14 protein-coding genes are annotated in these 16,584 nt (G+C 66.0%); 5 read left to right on the forward strand and 9 right to left on the reverse strand.

The genetic code is table 11. The features are described from left to right. From ABG82_RS17135 to ftsY, 6 genes are all read right to left on the reverse strand, one after another. Positions 1–1,068, reverse strand: a complete 1,068-nt coding sequence (locus tag ABG82_RS17135; protein ID WP_043079040.1) for an amidohydrolase family protein — start codon at positions 1,066–1,068, stop codon at positions 1–3. 5 nt (positions 1,069–1,073) lie between these two features. Next, positions 1,074–2,645, reverse strand: coding sequence for a signal recognition particle protein (gene ffh / locus ABG82_RS17140; RefSeq protein WP_043079041.1), 1,572 nt, complete (start codon positions 2,643–2,645; stop codon positions 1,074–1,076). A 97-nt stretch (positions 2,646–2,742) separates the two neighbouring features. After that, the gene (locus ABG82_RS17145) at positions 2,743–5,121 is read right to left on the reverse strand and encodes a [protein-PII] uridylyltransferase (protein WP_043079042.1); all 2,379 of its coding nucleotides are present in this window, start codon (positions 5,119–5,121) and stop codon (positions 2,743–2,745) included. A gap of 33 nt (positions 5,122–5,154) precedes the next feature. Next, positions 5,155–5,493, reverse strand: a complete 339-nt coding sequence (locus tag ABG82_RS17150; protein ID WP_005056967.1) for a P-II family nitrogen regulator — start codon at positions 5,491–5,493, stop codon at positions 5,155–5,157. A 5-nt stretch (positions 5,494–5,498) separates the two neighbouring features. Next, the gene (locus ABG82_RS17155; protein ID WP_043079043.1) at positions 5,499–6,881 is read right to left on the reverse strand and encodes an ammonium transporter; all 1,383 of its coding nucleotides are present in this window, start codon (positions 6,879–6,881) and stop codon (positions 5,499–5,501) included. Positions 6,882–7,010: 129 nt separating this feature from the next. After that, entirely contained in the window at positions 7,011–8,426 is a 1,416-nt protein-coding gene (ftsY, locus tag ABG82_RS17160; protein ID WP_174544334.1) for a signal recognition particle-docking protein FtsY, read from the reverse strand. Between the two features lie 22 nt (positions 8,427–8,448). On the opposite strand from ftsY, the gene fni reads away from it, so the two are divergent. The 4 genes from fni to ABG82_RS17180 all read left to right on the forward strand — a co-directional run bounded on the left by fni (position 8,449) and on the right by ABG82_RS17180 (position 11,881). Next, complete coding sequence (gene fni / locus ABG82_RS17165) at positions 8,449–9,417, forward strand: type 2 isopentenyl-diphosphate Delta-isomerase (RefSeq protein WP_043079044.1); 969 nt, start codon at positions 8,449–8,451, stop codon at positions 9,415–9,417. Positions 9,418–9,493: 76 nt separating this feature from the next. Continuing rightward, positions 9,494–10,015, forward strand: a complete 522-nt coding sequence (locus ABG82_RS17170; protein ID WP_043079045.1) for a protein disulfide oxidoreductase — start codon at positions 9,494–9,496, stop codon at positions 10,013–10,015. Further along, entirely contained in the window at positions 10,012–10,860 is an 849-nt protein-coding gene (locus ABG82_RS17175; protein ID WP_179948713.1) for a cytochrome c biogenesis CcdA family protein, read from the forward strand. The genes ABG82_RS17170 and ABG82_RS17175 overlap by 4 nt, the downstream gene beginning before the upstream one ends. A gap of 184 nt (positions 10,861–11,044) precedes the next feature. Then, positions 11,045–11,881 carry a TIGR03620 family F420-dependent LLM class oxidoreductase gene (locus ABG82_RS17180; RefSeq protein WP_052511065.1) on the forward strand — a complete coding sequence of 279 codons (837 nt, stop codon included), beginning with the start codon at positions 11,045–11,047 and terminating at the stop codon, positions 11,879–11,881. On the opposite strand, the gene smc is transcribed toward ABG82_RS17180, so the two are convergent. Genes smc through ABG82_RS17195 form a run of 3 tightly spaced genes read right to left on the reverse strand, consistent with a single transcriptional unit; the run spans position 11,849 to position 16,147 of the window. Then, positions 11,849–15,448, reverse strand: coding sequence for a chromosome segregation protein SMC (smc, locus tag ABG82_RS17185; protein ID WP_043079046.1), 3,600 nt, complete (start codon positions 15,446–15,448; stop codon positions 11,849–11,851). The genes ABG82_RS17180 and smc overlap by 33 nt on opposite strands. Before the next feature lie 26 nt (positions 15,449–15,474). Continuing rightward, positions 15,475–15,753 (reverse strand): acylphosphatase, encoded by a 279-nt coding sequence (locus ABG82_RS17190; protein WP_043079047.1) that lies wholly within the window; start codon positions 15,751–15,753, stop codon positions 15,475–15,477. Further along, complete coding sequence (locus ABG82_RS17195) at positions 15,743–16,147, reverse strand: OsmC family protein (protein ID WP_043079048.1); 405 nt, start codon at positions 16,145–16,147, stop codon at positions 15,743–15,745. Before ABG82_RS17195 ends, ABG82_RS17190 begins: the two co-directional genes overlap by 11 nt. On the opposite strand from ABG82_RS17195, the gene ABG82_RS17200 reads away from it, so the two are divergent. Beyond that, positions 16,138–16,581, forward strand: a complete 444-nt coding sequence (locus tag ABG82_RS17200; protein WP_043079049.1) for a hypothetical protein — start codon at positions 16,138–16,140, stop codon at positions 16,579–16,581. The two genes, ABG82_RS17195 and ABG82_RS17200, sit on opposite strands and share 10 nt — an antisense overlap. Positions 16,582–16,584: the final 3 nt, after the last annotated feature.

The raw sequence follows: 16,584 nt of genomic DNA on the forward strand, positions 1-16,584 counted from the left end.
CTATCGAATGCGGCCGCGCAGCATGACGAGGTCGGGACGCGACAGCACCTCGGGTCCACTCCGAGGGTCGGCGCGGTATCCGACGAGGTCGGCCGGTGCCCCGTGGTCCAGGCCCGCCCGGCCCAGCCAATCCCGCGCCCGCCACGAGGCCGCACCCAGCGCATCGGTGGGACTCATGCCGATCCTGGTGAGCGCGGCAACCTCATCGGCGATGCGCCCGTGCGCGATAGAACCACCGGCATCGGTACCGGCATAGATCGGGATGCCGGCGTCGTATGCGTTTCCGAAGGTCGTGTGCAGGCCCGCGTACAGGTCGCGCATGTGTTGCGCGTAGCGCGGGTACTTTCCTGCCTTGTCCGCGATACCGGGGAAGTTCTCGATGTTGATGACGGTCGGGACAAGCGCGGTGCCGTGTTCGGCCATCATCGCGATGGTGTCGTCGGTAAGACCGGTGCCGTGCTCGATGCAGTCGATTCCCGCGCGGATCAGGCCGGGCAGCGCGTCCTCACCGAAAACATGGGCGGTGACCCGGGCGCCGTTGGCATGCGCGGCGTCGATGGCCTCCGCGAGAATCTCGTCCGACCACAGCGGAGCCAGATCCCCGACGGCCCGATCAATCCAGTCCCCCACCAACTTCACCCAGCCGTCGCCCCAACGTGCCTGCAGTGCAACGGCTTCCGGCAACTGCGCGTCGTCCTCGATATCGATGGGCAGCCCGGGGATGTAGCGCTTGGGCTTGGCCAGGTGCCTGCCCGCGCGGATGATCCGTGGCAGGTCTTCGCGCTCGTCGAAACCGCGGGTATCTACCGGCGATCCCGCGTCACGCAGCAACAGCGCACCCACGTCGCGCTCGGCTTCGGCCTGCGTGACTGCCTCCTCGAGTGAGGTGGGGCCATGCGGCCCGATGCCCACGTGGCAGTGCGCGTCGACAAGTCCGGGCAGCAGCCACCCGCTGTCGAAGACGGTGTCAGCGCCCGCGATCGGCTCGAGGCTGATGACGCCGTCGTGCACCCACAGCTCGATTGGCTCTCCGGACGGAAGAGTTCGTCCACGCAGGTGCGCGCGCATCAGGCTCAGTTCTTGGGGAACTTCAGCTTCGAGATGTCGATATCGGCCAAGCCGGGCGGCAGTTCGCCCAAACCTTCCGGCATCCCCGACAGATCAGGGAATCCGGCAGGCATTCCTCCGGGCAGCCCGGCCATGCCGGGGAATCCTCCCCGGACCTTCGGTTGGGTGGGGCCGCGTGAGCCCTTCTTGCCCTTCTTGTTGTTCTTGCCGCCCTTGCGGTTGCTCTTGCGGTTGATGGCGCCCATACCCATGCGGCCCGCCATGGAGGACATCATCTTGCGCGCCTCGAAGAAGCGATCGACCAGCTGGTTGACTTCGGCGACCGTCACGCCGGAGCCGTTGGCGATACGCAACCGCCGGGACGCGTTGATGATCTTCGGATCGGTCCGCTCGGCCGGTGTCATGCCGCGGATGATGGCTTGCACTCGATCGAGTTGGCGATCGTCCACCGCAGCCAGGGCCTCTTTCATCTGCCCGGCTCCGGGCAGCATGCCCAGCAGATTGCCGATGGGGCCCATCTTGCGGATCGCCAGCATCTGCTCCAGGAAATCTTCGAGCGTCAGTTCCCCCGAAGTGATCTTCTCGGCGGCGGCCAGCGACTGCTCGGCGTCGAAGTGCTGTTCGGCCTGCTCGATCAAAGACAGCAGGTCGCCCATGCCCAGGATGCGGCTGGCCATTCGGTCCGGGTGGAAGACGTCGAAGTCCTCCAGCTTTTCGCCGGTCGACGCGAACAAGATCGGGGTGCCGGTGATCTCGCGCACCGACAGCGCGGCGCCACCGCGGGCGTCACCATCGAGCTTGGTCAGGACCACACCGGTGAATCCGACGCCTTCCCGGAAGGCTTCCGCGGTGCTCACCGCGTCCTGACCGATCATGGCGTCGAGGACGAACAGCACCTCATCGGGGTCGACGGCATCGCGGATGCGTGCCGCCTGGTCCATCAGCTGGGCATCGATACCGAGGCGGCCGGCGGTGTCCACGAGCACCACGTCGAAATGCTGGGCCTTGGCATGGGCCAGACCGTCGCGGGCGACGGCGACCGGGTCACCGACCAGCGAGCCCACCTCCAGCCCGCCGTCTGCGGTCCCGGGATGCGGGGCGTAGACGGACACCCCGGCACGCTCACCGACCACCTGCAGCTGGTTCACCGCGCCCGGGCGCTGCAGGTCGCAGGCCACCAGCAGTGGGGTATGTCCTTGGCCCTTCAGCCATTTGGCGAGTTTTCCGGCAAGCGTCGTCTTACCGGCACCCTGCAGACCGGCGAGCATGATCACGGTCGGCGGGGTCTTGGCGAAGGCCAGCTGGCGGGTTTCCCCGCCGAGGATGCCGATCAGCTCCTCGTTGACGATCTTGACGACCTGCTGCGCCGGGTTCAGCGCACCCGAAACCTCGGCGCCCTTGGCGCGCTCCTTGATGCGCGCGATGAAGGTACGCACGACGGGCAGGGCCACGTCGGCTTCCAGCAGCGCCAGCCGGATGGTCCGGCAGGTCGCGTCGATATCGGCGTCGGACAGACGTCCCTTGCCCCGTAGGCCGGCAAGGGCGTCGGTCAACCGGTCAGACAGCGATTCAAACACGTCGACCAGCCTAGCTGGCAGTCCTCTTCGCGCCGACACGCCGCATGGTGGCGGGTTCGTATCGCACGTGTCCGCCGTCGGGCGGCGTGTCGGTGCGCTAGCTGGCGGCCTTCTTCGGCTGCGGCGCGACCGCCGGGAGCACCGAGGCGATGGCGGCTTCCAAGACCGCCTGCTCGGGGCCCGTGCTCAGGCAGAACGTGTCGACGACCGAGGAGCCGAGAGTGTTGACCCTGGCCCAGGCGATATCCACCCCGTGGCGCTCCAGCGTCGCGGTGATGCGCGCCAACAGACCCGGCGCGTCCGAGGTGCGGATCTCCACGATCTGCTGGTCCGCGTTCCCGGCAGGCTCGAACCAGCGGATGCGGGGTGGGGCGGGCGCGTAGTTCGTGGGCACCGCCGGCGTGGTGTCCCCGACGACGCCGGTGGCGAACTGCGCCGACTCGCGTTCGCGTTCGTCGAGGGCCGCGATGATGTCGGTATCGCCATCGATGGCCGAGATGAGCTGTTGGCGCAGCAGTCCGGCCGCCGGAGGCGAACCGAACCGTGGCGATACCTCGAAGGTATTGATGGCCGACCCGGCATGGCTGGCCACCGACGCCGAGAACACCCGCAGCGAGTTCAGCGATAACACCCCGGCGGCTTTGGACAGCAGACCGCGCTGATCGGGCGCGATCAGGCTCACGGTGTACATGTGCGGCGAACCGGCCGGCACCAGCCGTACCTGCACTCCCCCATCGGCGGCCAATGAAAGCAGCTCCGGGTCAATGGGATCAGGTTCGGGCAGTTGCTCTCCACGCATCACGAGCCGGCATTTGCGCACCAACTCTCCGATCAGCGATGCCTTCCAGTCGCCCCACACTCCGGGGCCCGTCGCCAGCGAATCGGCCTCGGCGAGCTGCTGCAGCAGCTCCAACAGCAGCAGGTCACCGCCGAGCGTGTTGACCACGGCATCAATGGTTTCCGGGTCAGCCAAGTCGCGCCGCGTCGCGGTGTTGGGCAGCAGCAGGTGATACCGCACGATCTTGGACAGCAGCTCCACGTCCGAGGGCCACAGCCCCAGCCTGGTGCCGATCTGCACGGCCAGGTCCGCGCCGACGACACTGTGGTCACCGCCACGGCCCTTGCCGATGTCGTGGACCAACGCGCCGAGAACCAACAGGTCGGGCCTGGAGACTCTGGTGGTGAAGGCGCTGGCCTGCACCACCGTCTCGACGAGATGCCTGTCGACGGTCCAGATGTGGACGATATCCCGAGGCGGTAGGTCGCGCACCGGTCCCCATTCAGGAAACAGCCTGCCCCACAACCCGGTTCGATCCAAAGCCTCGATGGTGGCCAGCGCAGGACGCCCGGCCTCCAGCAGCACCAACAGATCCTTGAGAGCCTCACGGGGCCACGGCGTGCGCAGCTCAGGCGCCGACTCTGCCAAACGTGCCAGGGTGGACGCCGAAATCGGCAGACCGGTGGTCGCCGACGCCGCCGCCACCCGCAAGATCAGCGACGGGTCACGCTCGGGGCGGGCGTCGCGGGCCAACACAACCTCACCCGCATGCTCCACCACCCCTTCGTCGATCGGGCGCCGGACGGTACGCCGCAACGCCGAAATACCGCGCCGGGGAATCGAATTGGCGGCTGTGCGCAAACCCACATCCACCGAGTAGCTGATGGTACGTGCGGCATCGGAGAGCATCCGGGCCAGATCGAAGCGATCACCGATGCGCAGCGCGGCACCGATCTCATCGGCGAACTGAGCCAGCAGCTGGTCGCGTTCCCGTCCGGCGACACGATGCAATTCGGTGCGAACATCCAGAATCACCGAATGCGCACCGTCGAACGACTTGGCCAAGCCGCTGTCGGTGAGCTGGGCAATGGCCAACGCGCGCAACAACTGAACATCACGCAGGCCACCGCGGCCCGACTTCAGGTCGGGTTCGGCGCGGTGGGCGATCTCGCCACTGCGCCGCCATCTGGCCTGGGTGTATTCGATCAGTTCGTCCAGTCGCGTCCGGATCTGCGAACGCCACTGCTGGCGCACTCCGCCGATCATCAGGCTGGACAGCTGCGCATCGCCGGCGATGTGCCTGGCGTCGAGGAGAGCCAGGGCCGCCGACATCTCCTGCCCGGCCACATGCAAGGTGTCGGCAACCGTACGGACGCTGTGATCCAGCCGAATATTGGCGTCCCACAACGGGTACCACAGACCGTCGGCCACCTCGCTGAGAGTTTCCGGCGCGATGTTCTCGTCGTGCAGCAGCACCAGATCCAGATCCGAGTGCGGCAGCATTTCGCGTCGACCCAATCCACCAAGTGCCACGATGGCGAATCCACTGGAGTCGGTGATGCCGACCTCGGTGGCCTTTGTCGTCAGCCACAGCTCATTGAGGTCGGTCATCGCCTCCCTGATAGCGGCGGCATTCAGCCGACCGCTATCACCGAGCAGCTGCGCCCTGGCGGCCACGAGGTCCGTTGCGGCGCCCATAGTGATTACCGTTCCGTTTGAAGTACTGAGCGGTTAGAGGGCATCGGCGCCCCGCTCGCCAGTGCGCACACGCACCACCGAGTCCACGGGGCTCACCCACACCTTGCCGTCGCCGATCTTGCCGGTGCGTGCTGCGGTCACGATGACCTCCACCACCTTGTCGACGGCGCTGTCGTCAACCACTACCTCGACACGAACTTTCGGCACGAAGTCCACCGAGTATTCAGCGCCGCGGTACACCTCGGTGTGGCCCTTCTGCCGGCCGTAGCCCTGCACCTCGCTCACCGTCATGCCGAGGATGCCTGCCTGCTCCAGACCGGTCTTGACATCTTCGAGTGTGAACGGTTTGACGATCGCGGTGACCAGCTTCATGTCCCTCATTCCTCCCTGCCGCTGACGTGGCGGCCGATAACCGAACCACTTCCCAGTGCGACAAAGTCGTATGCACCCTCAGCGTGTTGGGATTCGTCGGCGCCAGCCGCCTCTCCCTCGTCGCTGATGCGCAGGCCAATGGTGTACTTCACGATGAAAGCAACGATAGCGGTGCCTATCGCCGAATAGAGCAGAACCGCCCCGGCACCAACCGCTTGACGCCACAACTGTTCTAGCCCGCCGCCGTAGAAAAGGCCGAGCTTGACGCCTTCGGTGGCGGCCGCACCGGTGCCCGGAGCGAGGAAGAATCCGATGAGCAATGTGCCCACGATTCCACCGACCAGGTGTACACCCACGACGTCCAGCGAGTCGTCAAATCCCAGCCGGTACTTCAGCCCCACCGCCAATGCGCACAGGATGCCCGCGATGGCGCCAATAGCAAGAGCACCAACAACATTCACCGACGAACAGGACGGAGTGATGGCCACCAGCCCGGCGACGATTCCGGATGCGGCGCCCAGCGAGGTGGCGTGTCCGTCACGAATCCGTTCGGTGAGCAGCCAGCCCAACATGGCGGCCGCGGTGGCCACGGTGGTGGTCACGAAGGTCGCGCCGGCCAAACCATTGGCGCTGGTTGCCGATCCGGCATTGAATCCGTACCAGCCGAACCACAGCAGACCCGCACCGAGCATGACGAACGGAAGATTATGCGGCCGCATCGGCGTGCCGGGCCAGCCCTTGCGCTTGCCGAGAATCAGCGCCAACACCAGGCCCGCGGTACCGGCGTTGATGTGCACCGCGGTACCACCGGCGAAGTCGACAGCGAGAAGTTTGTTGGCGATCCAGCCACCCGTCTCCGATGCGGCCTTGTTGAACGCGAACACCCAGTGTGCGACCGGGAAATACACGATGGTCACCCACAGACCCGCGAACAGCAGCCAAGCCCCGAACTTCAACCGATCGGCGACCGCACCCGAGATGAGGGCGACGGTGATGATCGCGAACATGAGCTGGAACGCCACAAATACCGTGGCCGGAAGCGTTCCCACCAGAGGGATATGAACCGCGGCAGCGGCGTCCACGCCGTTGGCCGGGTCCGCCGCGACGGCGTCGGCACCGTTGGCACCGATAAGTCCCTTGAGTCCGAAGTATTGCGCAGGATCGCCGAAGAGGTTCGAGACGTCGTTCCCGAAGGCCATCGAGTAGCCGTACAGCACCCACAGCACGGTCACCAGGCCCATGGCACTGATGCTCATCATGATCATGTTGAGCACGTTCTTCGCGCGGACCATGCCGCCGTAGAAGAAGGCCAGACCGGGTGTCATCAATAACACCAGCGCGGCGCTGGCCAGCATCCACGCGGTGTCCCCGGTATTCGGGACACCCATTGTTGGGAAACCATCCACTAGCGGCATTCCTCTCGGGGATCTTGAAGCTTGGACTCTGCCCATGCAGAGTGCTCAGCAGATGTTTCCGAGAGAGCGCGCGTGTGTTTCGCGTCTGTTACCGGTTGTCGTCTAGCCCAGTAGAGCGTCGACGAAGGCGGGCGGCTCGAACGGCGCCAGATCGTCGGGCCCCTCCCCCAGGCCGACCAGCTTCACCGGCACGCCGAGCTCGCGCTGCACGTGAAAGACTATGCCGCCCTTGGCTGTTCCATCGAGCTTGGTGAGCGCCACTCCGGTGATGTCCACCACGTCAGCGAATACTCGCGCCTGCGCCAGACCGTTCTGCCCGATGGTGGAGTCCAGCACCAGCAGCACCTCGTCGACATCGGCGCGGCGCTCCACCACGCGTTTGATCTTGCCCAGCTCGTCCATGAGGCCGGTTTTGGTGTGCAGTCGTCCGGCGGTATCGACAACCACGACATCGGCGCCCTCACGGATACCGGCGTCGACGGCGTCGAAGGCCACCGACGCGGGATCGGCGCCCTCGGCACCCCGGACCACCTGAGCGCCCACGCGCTGCCCCCAGGCCTGCAGCTGGTCGGCGGCGGCCGCGCGGAAGGTGTCTGCCGCCCCCAGCACCACGCGGCGCCCATCGGCCACGAGCACGCGGGCCAGTTTGCCCACCGTGGTGGTCTTGCCGGTGCCGTTCACTCCGACGATGAGCAGCACCGAGGGTTTGTCGTTGTGTGGCAGCGCCTTGATCGACCGGTCGAGGTCGGGCTGCAGCTCGTCGATCAGCACCTCACGCAGCAACGCCCGGGCCTGCGCCTCGGTGCGCACGCTACGCGCCGCCATCTCACTGCGCAGCCTGTCCACGATCGAGGTGGTGACCGCCGTACCCAGGTCCGCGATCAACAGGGTGTCCTCGACCTCTTCCCAGGATTCCTCGTCGAGGTCGCCGGCACCCAAGAGCCCGAGCAAGCCGCGCCCGACCGCGTTCTGTGAGCTGGCCAGCCGTCCCCGTAGCCGGTCGAGCCGTCCGGCGACGGGCGCGATCTCATCGAGCACCGGCGCGGGCGCGGCCTCGGGCTGGGGTTCAGGTTCAGGTTCTGGAGCCGGCTCGGGCTCGGGCTCGGCTTCAGATTCTGGCTCTGCTTTGGGGGCCGCAACCGGTTCGGGGACCTCAACGGGCTCGGGCTCGGGTTCCGGAGCTGGCTCGGGCAGTTGGACGTTGGAGATGGTGCGCCGCGGCGCGTCCCGCGGAATTTCCGCGTCATCTCCCACGGTGGGCAGCGGAGCCGCTTGCGCGCCGCCCTCGCTGAAGGTGATGGTGGAACCGGCGGTGTATCCGCCGGACCTGTCGGTCGGTGTGGCGCCCTCGGTGATCCCCGCGTTTTTGTCGGAACGTGTCAGGCTGATACGACGGGAGCGGTAACGCACCAGTCCGAAGACCAGTGCGGCAACAACCACGACGGCGACGATCGCGATGGCGATCCACACTTCAAGAGGCACCAGGGCATTGTTACAGGAACGCAAGAAGCGCCACATTGACGCCTGCCTGAGTGATCCAGTGCAGTACGTCACCCGCACCACCGGCCTGGAGCGACTCGACCTGCCCTATATGGCGTTACCCAACTCCAGCCTCGCCGGTGTCGACCTGTCCACCGAGTTTCTGGGCAAGCGGCTGTCGGCTCCCGTTCTCATCGGCGCGATGACCGGTGGCGCGAAACTTTCGTCCACCATCAACCGCAACCTCGCGGCGGCCGCTCAAGAGCTCGGCATCGGCATGATGCTCGGTTCTCAGCGCGTGATGCTGGTCGACCCGGACAGCGCGGACACCTTCGCGGTCCGCGACGTAGCTCCCGACATCCTGTTGATCGGCAATATCGGGCTGGCGCAGCTCGGCAACATCGCCCCCGCCGACGCGCTCAACACCCTGGTACAGCAAGTAGGCGCCGACGCGCTGGCGGTACATACCAACCCGCTCCAGGAGGCCGTGCAACCCGGAGGTGATACCGACTTCACCGGGCAGGTACACCGCCTCGCGGAACTGACCCACGCCGTCGAATTCCCGATGCTGCTCAAGGAGGTCGGCCACGGAATCAGCGGGGCCGCGGCGCGCCGCCTCGGCGGATGCCGGCTGGCGGCGATCGATGTCGCCGGGGCGGGCGGCACCTCATGGGCCCGGGTTGAGCAGTTCGTCCGGTTCGGCGCCATCACCTCTCCCGACCTCGCCGAGTGGGGTATCCCGACCGCGGAGGCACTTGTCGAAGTGCACGCCGAGCTACCGCATATGCCACTGATCGGCTCGGGCGGCATCCGTACTGGGATGGATGCCGCCAAGGCGATCGCCCTGGGCGCGAACGTGGTGTCGGTCGCGCTACCCCTGCTGGCACCGGCAGTGCAGTCACCGCGGGCCGTGATTGCCTGGCTCGAACAGTTCCTCGATGAGCTGCGCATCGCCATGCACTGCGCCGACGTCAACACCGTCGCAGGTCTGCGGCGAATTTCCCTGCGTACCCGGTCAAGCCCCCGCTAAACACGAGAAACCCGTCATACACTGCGGAAGTCACACTGTGTTGGCGCTGTGTTTTGGGTCCCAGGAGGTTCTTGACATGAATATCCAATTCGGGGGACGTAACAAATTTCGGGCCGTGGCGCGGACCCTTGCGGTCACCGCCGCAGTGTTGTTGATATCGGCAGGCATCGTCCGGACGCCTGTCGCGCGAGCCGACTCGCTGCTCGATTTCACCGGCACCACGGTCTCCGGTGCTCCGTTCAACGGCGCCAGCCTCAAAGGCAAGCCGGTGGTGCTGTGGTTCTGGGCGGCGTACTGCCCGTTCTGCAATGGCGAAGGCCCGCATGTGAGCGCGGTATCGGCGGCCAACCCCCGGGTAACCTTCGTCGGCATCTCCGGCCGCGGGTCCGTCGGGGAGATGGAGGCATTCATCGCGCGCTACAACCTTCACTTCACGAACCTCAACGACGCGGACGGTTCGTTGTGGCGGCAGTTCGGGGTGCCGTGGCAGCCCGCCTATCTGTTCATCAACTCCAACGGCACTTCGGACTTTGTGAACAACCCCACATCGTCGATGTCCGAGCAAGAGCTCAGCGACCGGGTGAAGGCACTCACCTGACATCTCTGGCCTTCGCAGCGGGGCTGATCGCCGCGCTCAACCCGTGCGGTTTCGCATTGCTGCCGGTCTATCTGGCACTCGTGGTGCGTGGACCGGGGGCCGAGATCGGCAAGTCGCAGGCGCTGGCCCGCGCCGTGATAGCAACCGTGGTGATGGCGGCTGGGTTCGTCGCGGTGTTCACCGTCTTCGGCCTGCTGACCGTGTCGGTGGCATCGGTCGTGCAGCGCTATCTGCCTTTCGTGACAGTGGTTTTCGGAATCGGTCTGGTCATCCTCGGTCTGTGGCTACTGGCGGGGCGCGACATCATCGCGCTGATGCCCAAGGTGCTGGACGCGAACGCCCCCACCACCAGGCTGGGTTCGATGTTCGGCTACGGCGTGGGATATGCGGTGGCCTCGTTGTCCTGCACCATCGGGCCTTTTCTGGCGGTCACCAGCACCACCTTCGAGAGTGGCTCCCTGTTCGACGGCGTGATGGTCTACCTGGCGTATGCGTCCGGCATCACCCTGGTGGTGGGGACGTTGGCCGTCTCGACCGCACTGGCCAGCACGGTGTTGCTGAAGGCGATGCGCCGCGCGCTTCCCTATCTGAACCGGATCAGCGGCGCCATCCTGATCGTCGTGGGCGCCTATGTGGGGTACTACGGCAGCTACGAGGTGCGGCTGTTTCACGCCAACGGCAATCCAGACGATCCGATCATCAACGCGGCCGGGAAGATTCAGCGCACCATCTCCGGCTGGGTGTATCTGCACGGCGCCTGGCCGTGGTTGTTCATCCTCGGGTTGGCGGCCGTCGGCGCGGCCATCTGGTGGCGCACCAACGTTTCGGAACCGCCGAGGAATTAGCCCGCCGGGGCGTAGCATCATATGCATGACTAGCAATGAGACTGTCGCAGCCGAGAAGGCCGGCGCGTGCGACAACCCGAACTGCACCTGCACCGACTGTCAGTGTGGCTCCAGCTGCACCTGCGGCTCCGACAAGTAACCCGGCTGGGGAATACCCGCGGCGGGCCCGCGCGTTCGCCGTGAGGTGACCACACCGGAGTTCACCCCGTTCGGATTTTTCGCCCATTACGACGCGGTGGACGCAGATCTGCTGCGAACCGTCGAAAGCCTTGGTTTCGATACGGCTTGGCTCGGTGGCTCTCCCCCCGCCGATCTGCCATGGGTCGATCCGTTGTTGTCGGCAACCGAGCGGATTCGGATCGTGACCGCGATCGTGAACATCTGGTCGGCGCCGGCACAGCAGGCCGGGCGGTCTTGGCAGCGGATCGAGGCGGCCCATCCCGGGCGTTTCATTCTGGGTATCGGGGCCGGACACCCCGAGATCGACAGCGGCGTGCCCTACAAGCCGTACACCGGGCTGGTCGAATACCTCGACGCACTCGACGAGGTCGGGGTGCCGCGAGAGGGCCGGGGCTTAGCCGCACTGGCGGAGAAGTCACTCAAGCTGGCGGCTGATCGCTCGGCCCTGGCCCATCCCTACCTCACACCGCCGGCACACACCCGTTGGGCCCGTGAGCTTCTCGGACCCGACGCGATCATCGTTCCTGAGCAAAAAGTGGTCCTCACCACCGACCCGAACGAGGCCCGCGCATTGGGTCGCCAGGCCCTCGACCTCTACCTCGGCCTGACCAACTACCTGACAATGTTGGAGCGATTCGCGGGCAGCAAGGACGATCTGGCCAAGCCCGGCAGCGACAAGCTGATCGACACCCTGATCGCCTATGGCACGCCGGAACAGATCGCGGCACGACTGCACGAGCACCGGGATGCCGGTGCTACCCAGGTGGCCATCCAGGTGCTGGGTGATCCCGCCGATCGCCCGCGGGCGCTAGGTGTTCTGGCTCGCGAGCTGGGTCTCTAGGCCACGCATGCGCTGCGAGACCACCTGGGTGATGCCGTCGTCACGCATGCTGACGCCGTAGAGCGCGTCGGCGACTTCCATCGTCGGCTTCTGGTGAGTGATGACGATCAGCTGCGACTTCTCGCGCAGCTGCTCGAACAGGCCGATCAAACGTTGCAGGTTGACATCATCGAGCGCCGCTTCCACTTCGTCCATCACGTAGAAGGGTGAGGGCCGCGCCCGGAAGATTGCCACCAGCATGGCAACGGCGGTCAGCGACTTCTCTCCGCCGGAGAGCAGCGAGAGGCGCTTGACCTTCTTGCCCGGCGGGCGTGCTTCCACCTCGATGCCGGTGGTGAGCATGTCGTTGGGGTCGGTGAGCACCAGCCGTCCCTCGCCACCGGGGAACAGCGACGAGAAAACACCCTTGAACTCACGCTCCACATCGGCGTAGGCCTCGGTGAACACCTGCAAGATCCGCTCGTCCACATCGGCCACCACATCGAGCAGATCCTTACGGGCCGCCTTGACGTCCTCGAGCTGCGTGGAGAGGAAGTTGTATCGCTCCTCCAATGCGGCGAACTCTTCCAGCGCAAGGGGATTCACCTTGCCAAGCTCGCGCAGGTCCTTTTCGGCCCGCTTCGCGCGCCGCTCCTGGGTGTCCCGGTCAAAGGGCATCGGCTGGGGTGCGCTCACCTGCTCGCCACGCTCACGAGCTTGCTCGTATTCATCGATCTCTTGTTGCGACGGCGGCAGCTCGACATGCGGGCCGTATTCGGCGATCAGGTCGTCCGCGGCCATTCCGAACTGTTCGAGCACCTGCTCTGAGAGCTGCTCGATGCGCAGTGCCGCTTGGGCTTTGGCTACCTCGTCACGATGCAGCGCGTCGGTCAGACGTGTCTGCGCCTGGGTGAGTTCGCGAACCTGCTCACGCACGGCACCGATCGCCGAGGTGTGCTGTGCGCGAGTCGCGCTCAGTTCATCGCGCCGCGCCGAGGCGGCGGCGACCACATGTTCCAGGCGGGCCGCGACCTCGCGGCCAAGGGCAGCGACTGTGCTCGCCATGGCCGCCGCCCGCATCCGTGCCGCAGCGGCCCGCGCCGCCCTGGCCCGTGCTTCACGTTCCGCCACCGCGGCGCGGCGCAACGAATCAGCCTTGCCACGAACGGAGTTCACCCGCTCCTCGGAGGTGCGCACCGCAAGGCGCGCTTCGATCTCGACGGAACGGGCCTCTTCCAGCTCGATCGCCATATCGTCACGATCCAGGGGCTCATCGTCGAAGAGGTTGGGCGCCTCTTCGGCATTACGCAGCCGAGACTCGATCTCGGCCAGTTCTTCCAGCGACTTGGCCCGGCTCAGCTCCAGCTGATCACGTTGCAGGGTGAGCTTTTTCACCTCTTCGGCGGCCGCACGAACGTCCTGACCGACACGTCCCAGCTGCTCATACACCGCCGAGATGGCCGCATCTGATTCGTTGAGCGCGGCCAGCGCCTGTTCGGCGGTGTCTTGGCGCGCGGTCTGCTCGGCGAGCGCGCCCGCCAGCGCCGCGGAAATCTCACCTACCTGAGTCTCGGTGGCCCGCAGCTCTTCTCCCGCGGCCTCGATGGCAGCCTGGACCTCCAGGGTGCTCTGCTTCTTGTCCGAGCCGCCGGCAACCCAGCCGGCACCCACCCGGTCGCCGTCGATGGTCACTGCCCGCAACAGCGGGTTGGCCAGCACCACTTCGATGGCGGCACCGAGTTCGTCGACCACCACCACCGACGCCAGCATCGCCGACACCGCGGCCGCCAGCCGCTGCGGCGCCTCCACCAGATCGGTGGCCCAGTGCGCGCCGGGCGGCAGCGTGAGCGCCGGGCGCGCGTGCGGATGTGCGGGCCAGTCGCCGAACACGATGGCCGCCCGACCTCCGTCGGAAGCCTTCAGCGCGGCCACGGCCGCCTGCGCCGCGGCGGGATTCTCGGCCGCCACCGCATCGGCGGCCGGACCCATCGCGGTGGCGATGGCGCCCTGATAACCCGGCCGCACCTTGACCAGCTGCGCAATGGATCCGAAAATTCCAGCGCCACTGCGATTTTCCGCAAGCCACGCGGATCCATCTTTGCGTTCCAGACCGATGGCCAGTGCGTCGATACGTGCCTTGAGCGAGGCGATCTGTCGCTCGGCCTGACGTTCGGCCGACTGCAGCTCGGCGACCCGCTCATTGGCGATGGACAACGCCGAGATCGAGCGCTCGTGGTGCTCGTCCAGCCCCACCTCACCCTGATCGAGCTCGGCGACCCGGGCTTTCACGGTGTCGAACTCGGTCTGGGCATCCTCACCCCGCACCGTCGCCTCGCCGATTGCTTCGGTCAGACGTTGGGCCTGACCGTCAATGGACTCCAATCGGGTGCGCATGGTGTCCACCTGACCGGTGAGCCGGGCCAGGCCCTCACGGCGATCCGCCTCGGCGGCGACGGCGGCCAGGTGCTGCCGTTGCGCTTGGGCAACCGCGGATTCCCTGGCGGACAGCTCGGCCTTGGCGGTGGCCAATTGCTCTGTCACCGTTTCCAGCTGCGCGATGAGCAGGCGTTCCTGCTCGGCGACACGCTCGGCCTGCGCCTCCAACTCCTCGGGATCGGGTCCGGTCGGCGTGACCGCCACCTCATCGAGATGACTGGCCCGCTCACCGGCGATCCGCACCGTGGCACTGACGCGTTCGGCCAGTGCCGAGAGCCGGAACCAGGTCTGCTGCGCCAGCTCGGCCTGTGGCATCAATTCGTTCAATGCGCTCTCGTGCTCTGCGAGCAGCGCGGTTGCCACATCGAGGTTGTCGGTGATCTCCGCGTGTTGCTTGCGCAACGCCGTTTCGGCGTCGTTGGTCCCATCGAAATCCGCCCGGCGGGACACCAAGTCATCGGCGGCCAGGCGCAGTCGCGCATCCCGCAGATCTGCCTGCACGGTAGCGGCGCGGCGGGCGACTTCCGCTTGACGGCCAAGGGGTTTGAGTTGTCGCCGCAGCTCAGTCGTGAGGTCTGTCAATCGGGCCAAGTTGGCCGCCATCGACTCCAGCTTGCGGACGGCCTTTTCCTTGCGCTTGCGGTGCTTGAGCACCCCGGCCGCCTCCTCGACGAAGGCGCGACGATCCTCCGGCCGGGACTCCAGGATCTGGGAGAGCCGTCCCTGGCCGACGATCACGTGCATTTCCCGGCCGATACCCGAATCGGACAGCAGCTCCTGCACGTCCATCAGGCGGCAGGTCTGGCCGTTGATCTCGTACTCACCGGCACCATCGCGGAACATGCGGCGGGTAATCGACACCTCGGAGTATTCGATCGGCAGCGCATGGTCGGAGTTATCGATGGTCAAGGTCACCTCGGCGCGGCCCAGCGGGGCGCGGCTAGATGTACCCGCGAAGATGACGTCTTCCATCTTTCCACCACGCAGCGCCTTGGCGCCTTGCTCCCCCATCACCCAGGACAGGGCGTCCACGACATTGGACTTACCCGAACCATTGGGTCCGACGACGCAGGTGATACCGGGTTCAAGGCGCAGAGTCGTCGGCGAAGCAAAGGACTTGAAGCCCTTCAGCGTCAGACTCTTGAGGTGCACAGCGGGCCAGAATACCGGTCTTGGCGCTATCGCTCGCTAAACCCGGAGATGGGCTCGCCGGGCTCCTGCCAGCTATCGACCACGAGATCTACGCGACCTGGTGTTTCACCGCTGTTCAACATGGCCAGCAGCCGTTCACACGGCGCCTTGCCACCCCGCGCGACCACGTGTACCCGGCCATCGCGCGTGTTCGCGGCATATCCGGTCAGGCCGAGTTCAAGGGCGCGGGACCGCACCCACCACCGAAACCCGACCCCCTGAACGTGGCCGTGCACCCAGGCGGAGAGGCGGACCTCAGGACTCAATACTGAAGTTCACCTCGGCTCCGGCCTTCAGGGTGCGGCCGACGGTGCACACCTGGTCGATGGCGCGCTCCACCACCGTCAACACTCGGTCACGCTCCTGGGGTGTCAGCCCGCTCAGATCGATGACCATTTTCTCGTCGAGCACCGGGTAACGCTCCTGCTCCCGATCGGCAGGGCCACTGACATCAATGCGTACCTGGTAATCCTCACCGAGACGGCGCGCGAGAGGCTGATCGCTGGACATTCCGCTACAGGCCGCGAGGGCGATCTTGAGCAGCTCACCGGGGGTGAAGACCCCGTCCACTGTCTCCGATCCGATCAGCACTTCCGCGCCTCGAGAGCTGTGCCCCGTGTAGCGCCGATTGCCCGTACGCTCTACCCATAATGACGTCACGCCCGCAATGCTATGTAATCGCCGCCTGCACAGCCGCGGCGACTTTCTGTGCTTCATTTTTCTGGGCGCCAACTGCCGCGGCAGAACCGATAGTGGCGCTAGAGTCACTGTTGCTGCGTCCGTACAGCGAGGTACGGGCGCAGTTGTTGTCTGGTTCCTGGGCTCCCCGCATCGAGGAGCTGGTGTACATCCCACCCGGCGACCCCAAGATCGTGCCGACGTCCGCCATGCGACAAACCTTCACAGTGGTCGATACCTGCTTCACCAAGCGGATCACCCCGATGGGTATCTATCTTCTCCTGGCCTCACCGGAAAGCGTCGAGAAGGTCGGCGCCGATAACTTCCGGGCCACCTACGGACAGCTGGTGCCCAAGTACCGCCCCGGTTGCGATCCCGACGTACAACAGATCGACCTCGGTCGCCCACCGTTCTGACGG

This window comes from Mycobacteroides immunogenum (assembly GCF_001605725.1).
Classification (GTDB): domain Bacteria; phylum Actinomycetota; class Actinomycetes; order Mycobacteriales; family Mycobacteriaceae; genus Mycobacterium; species Mycobacterium immunogenum.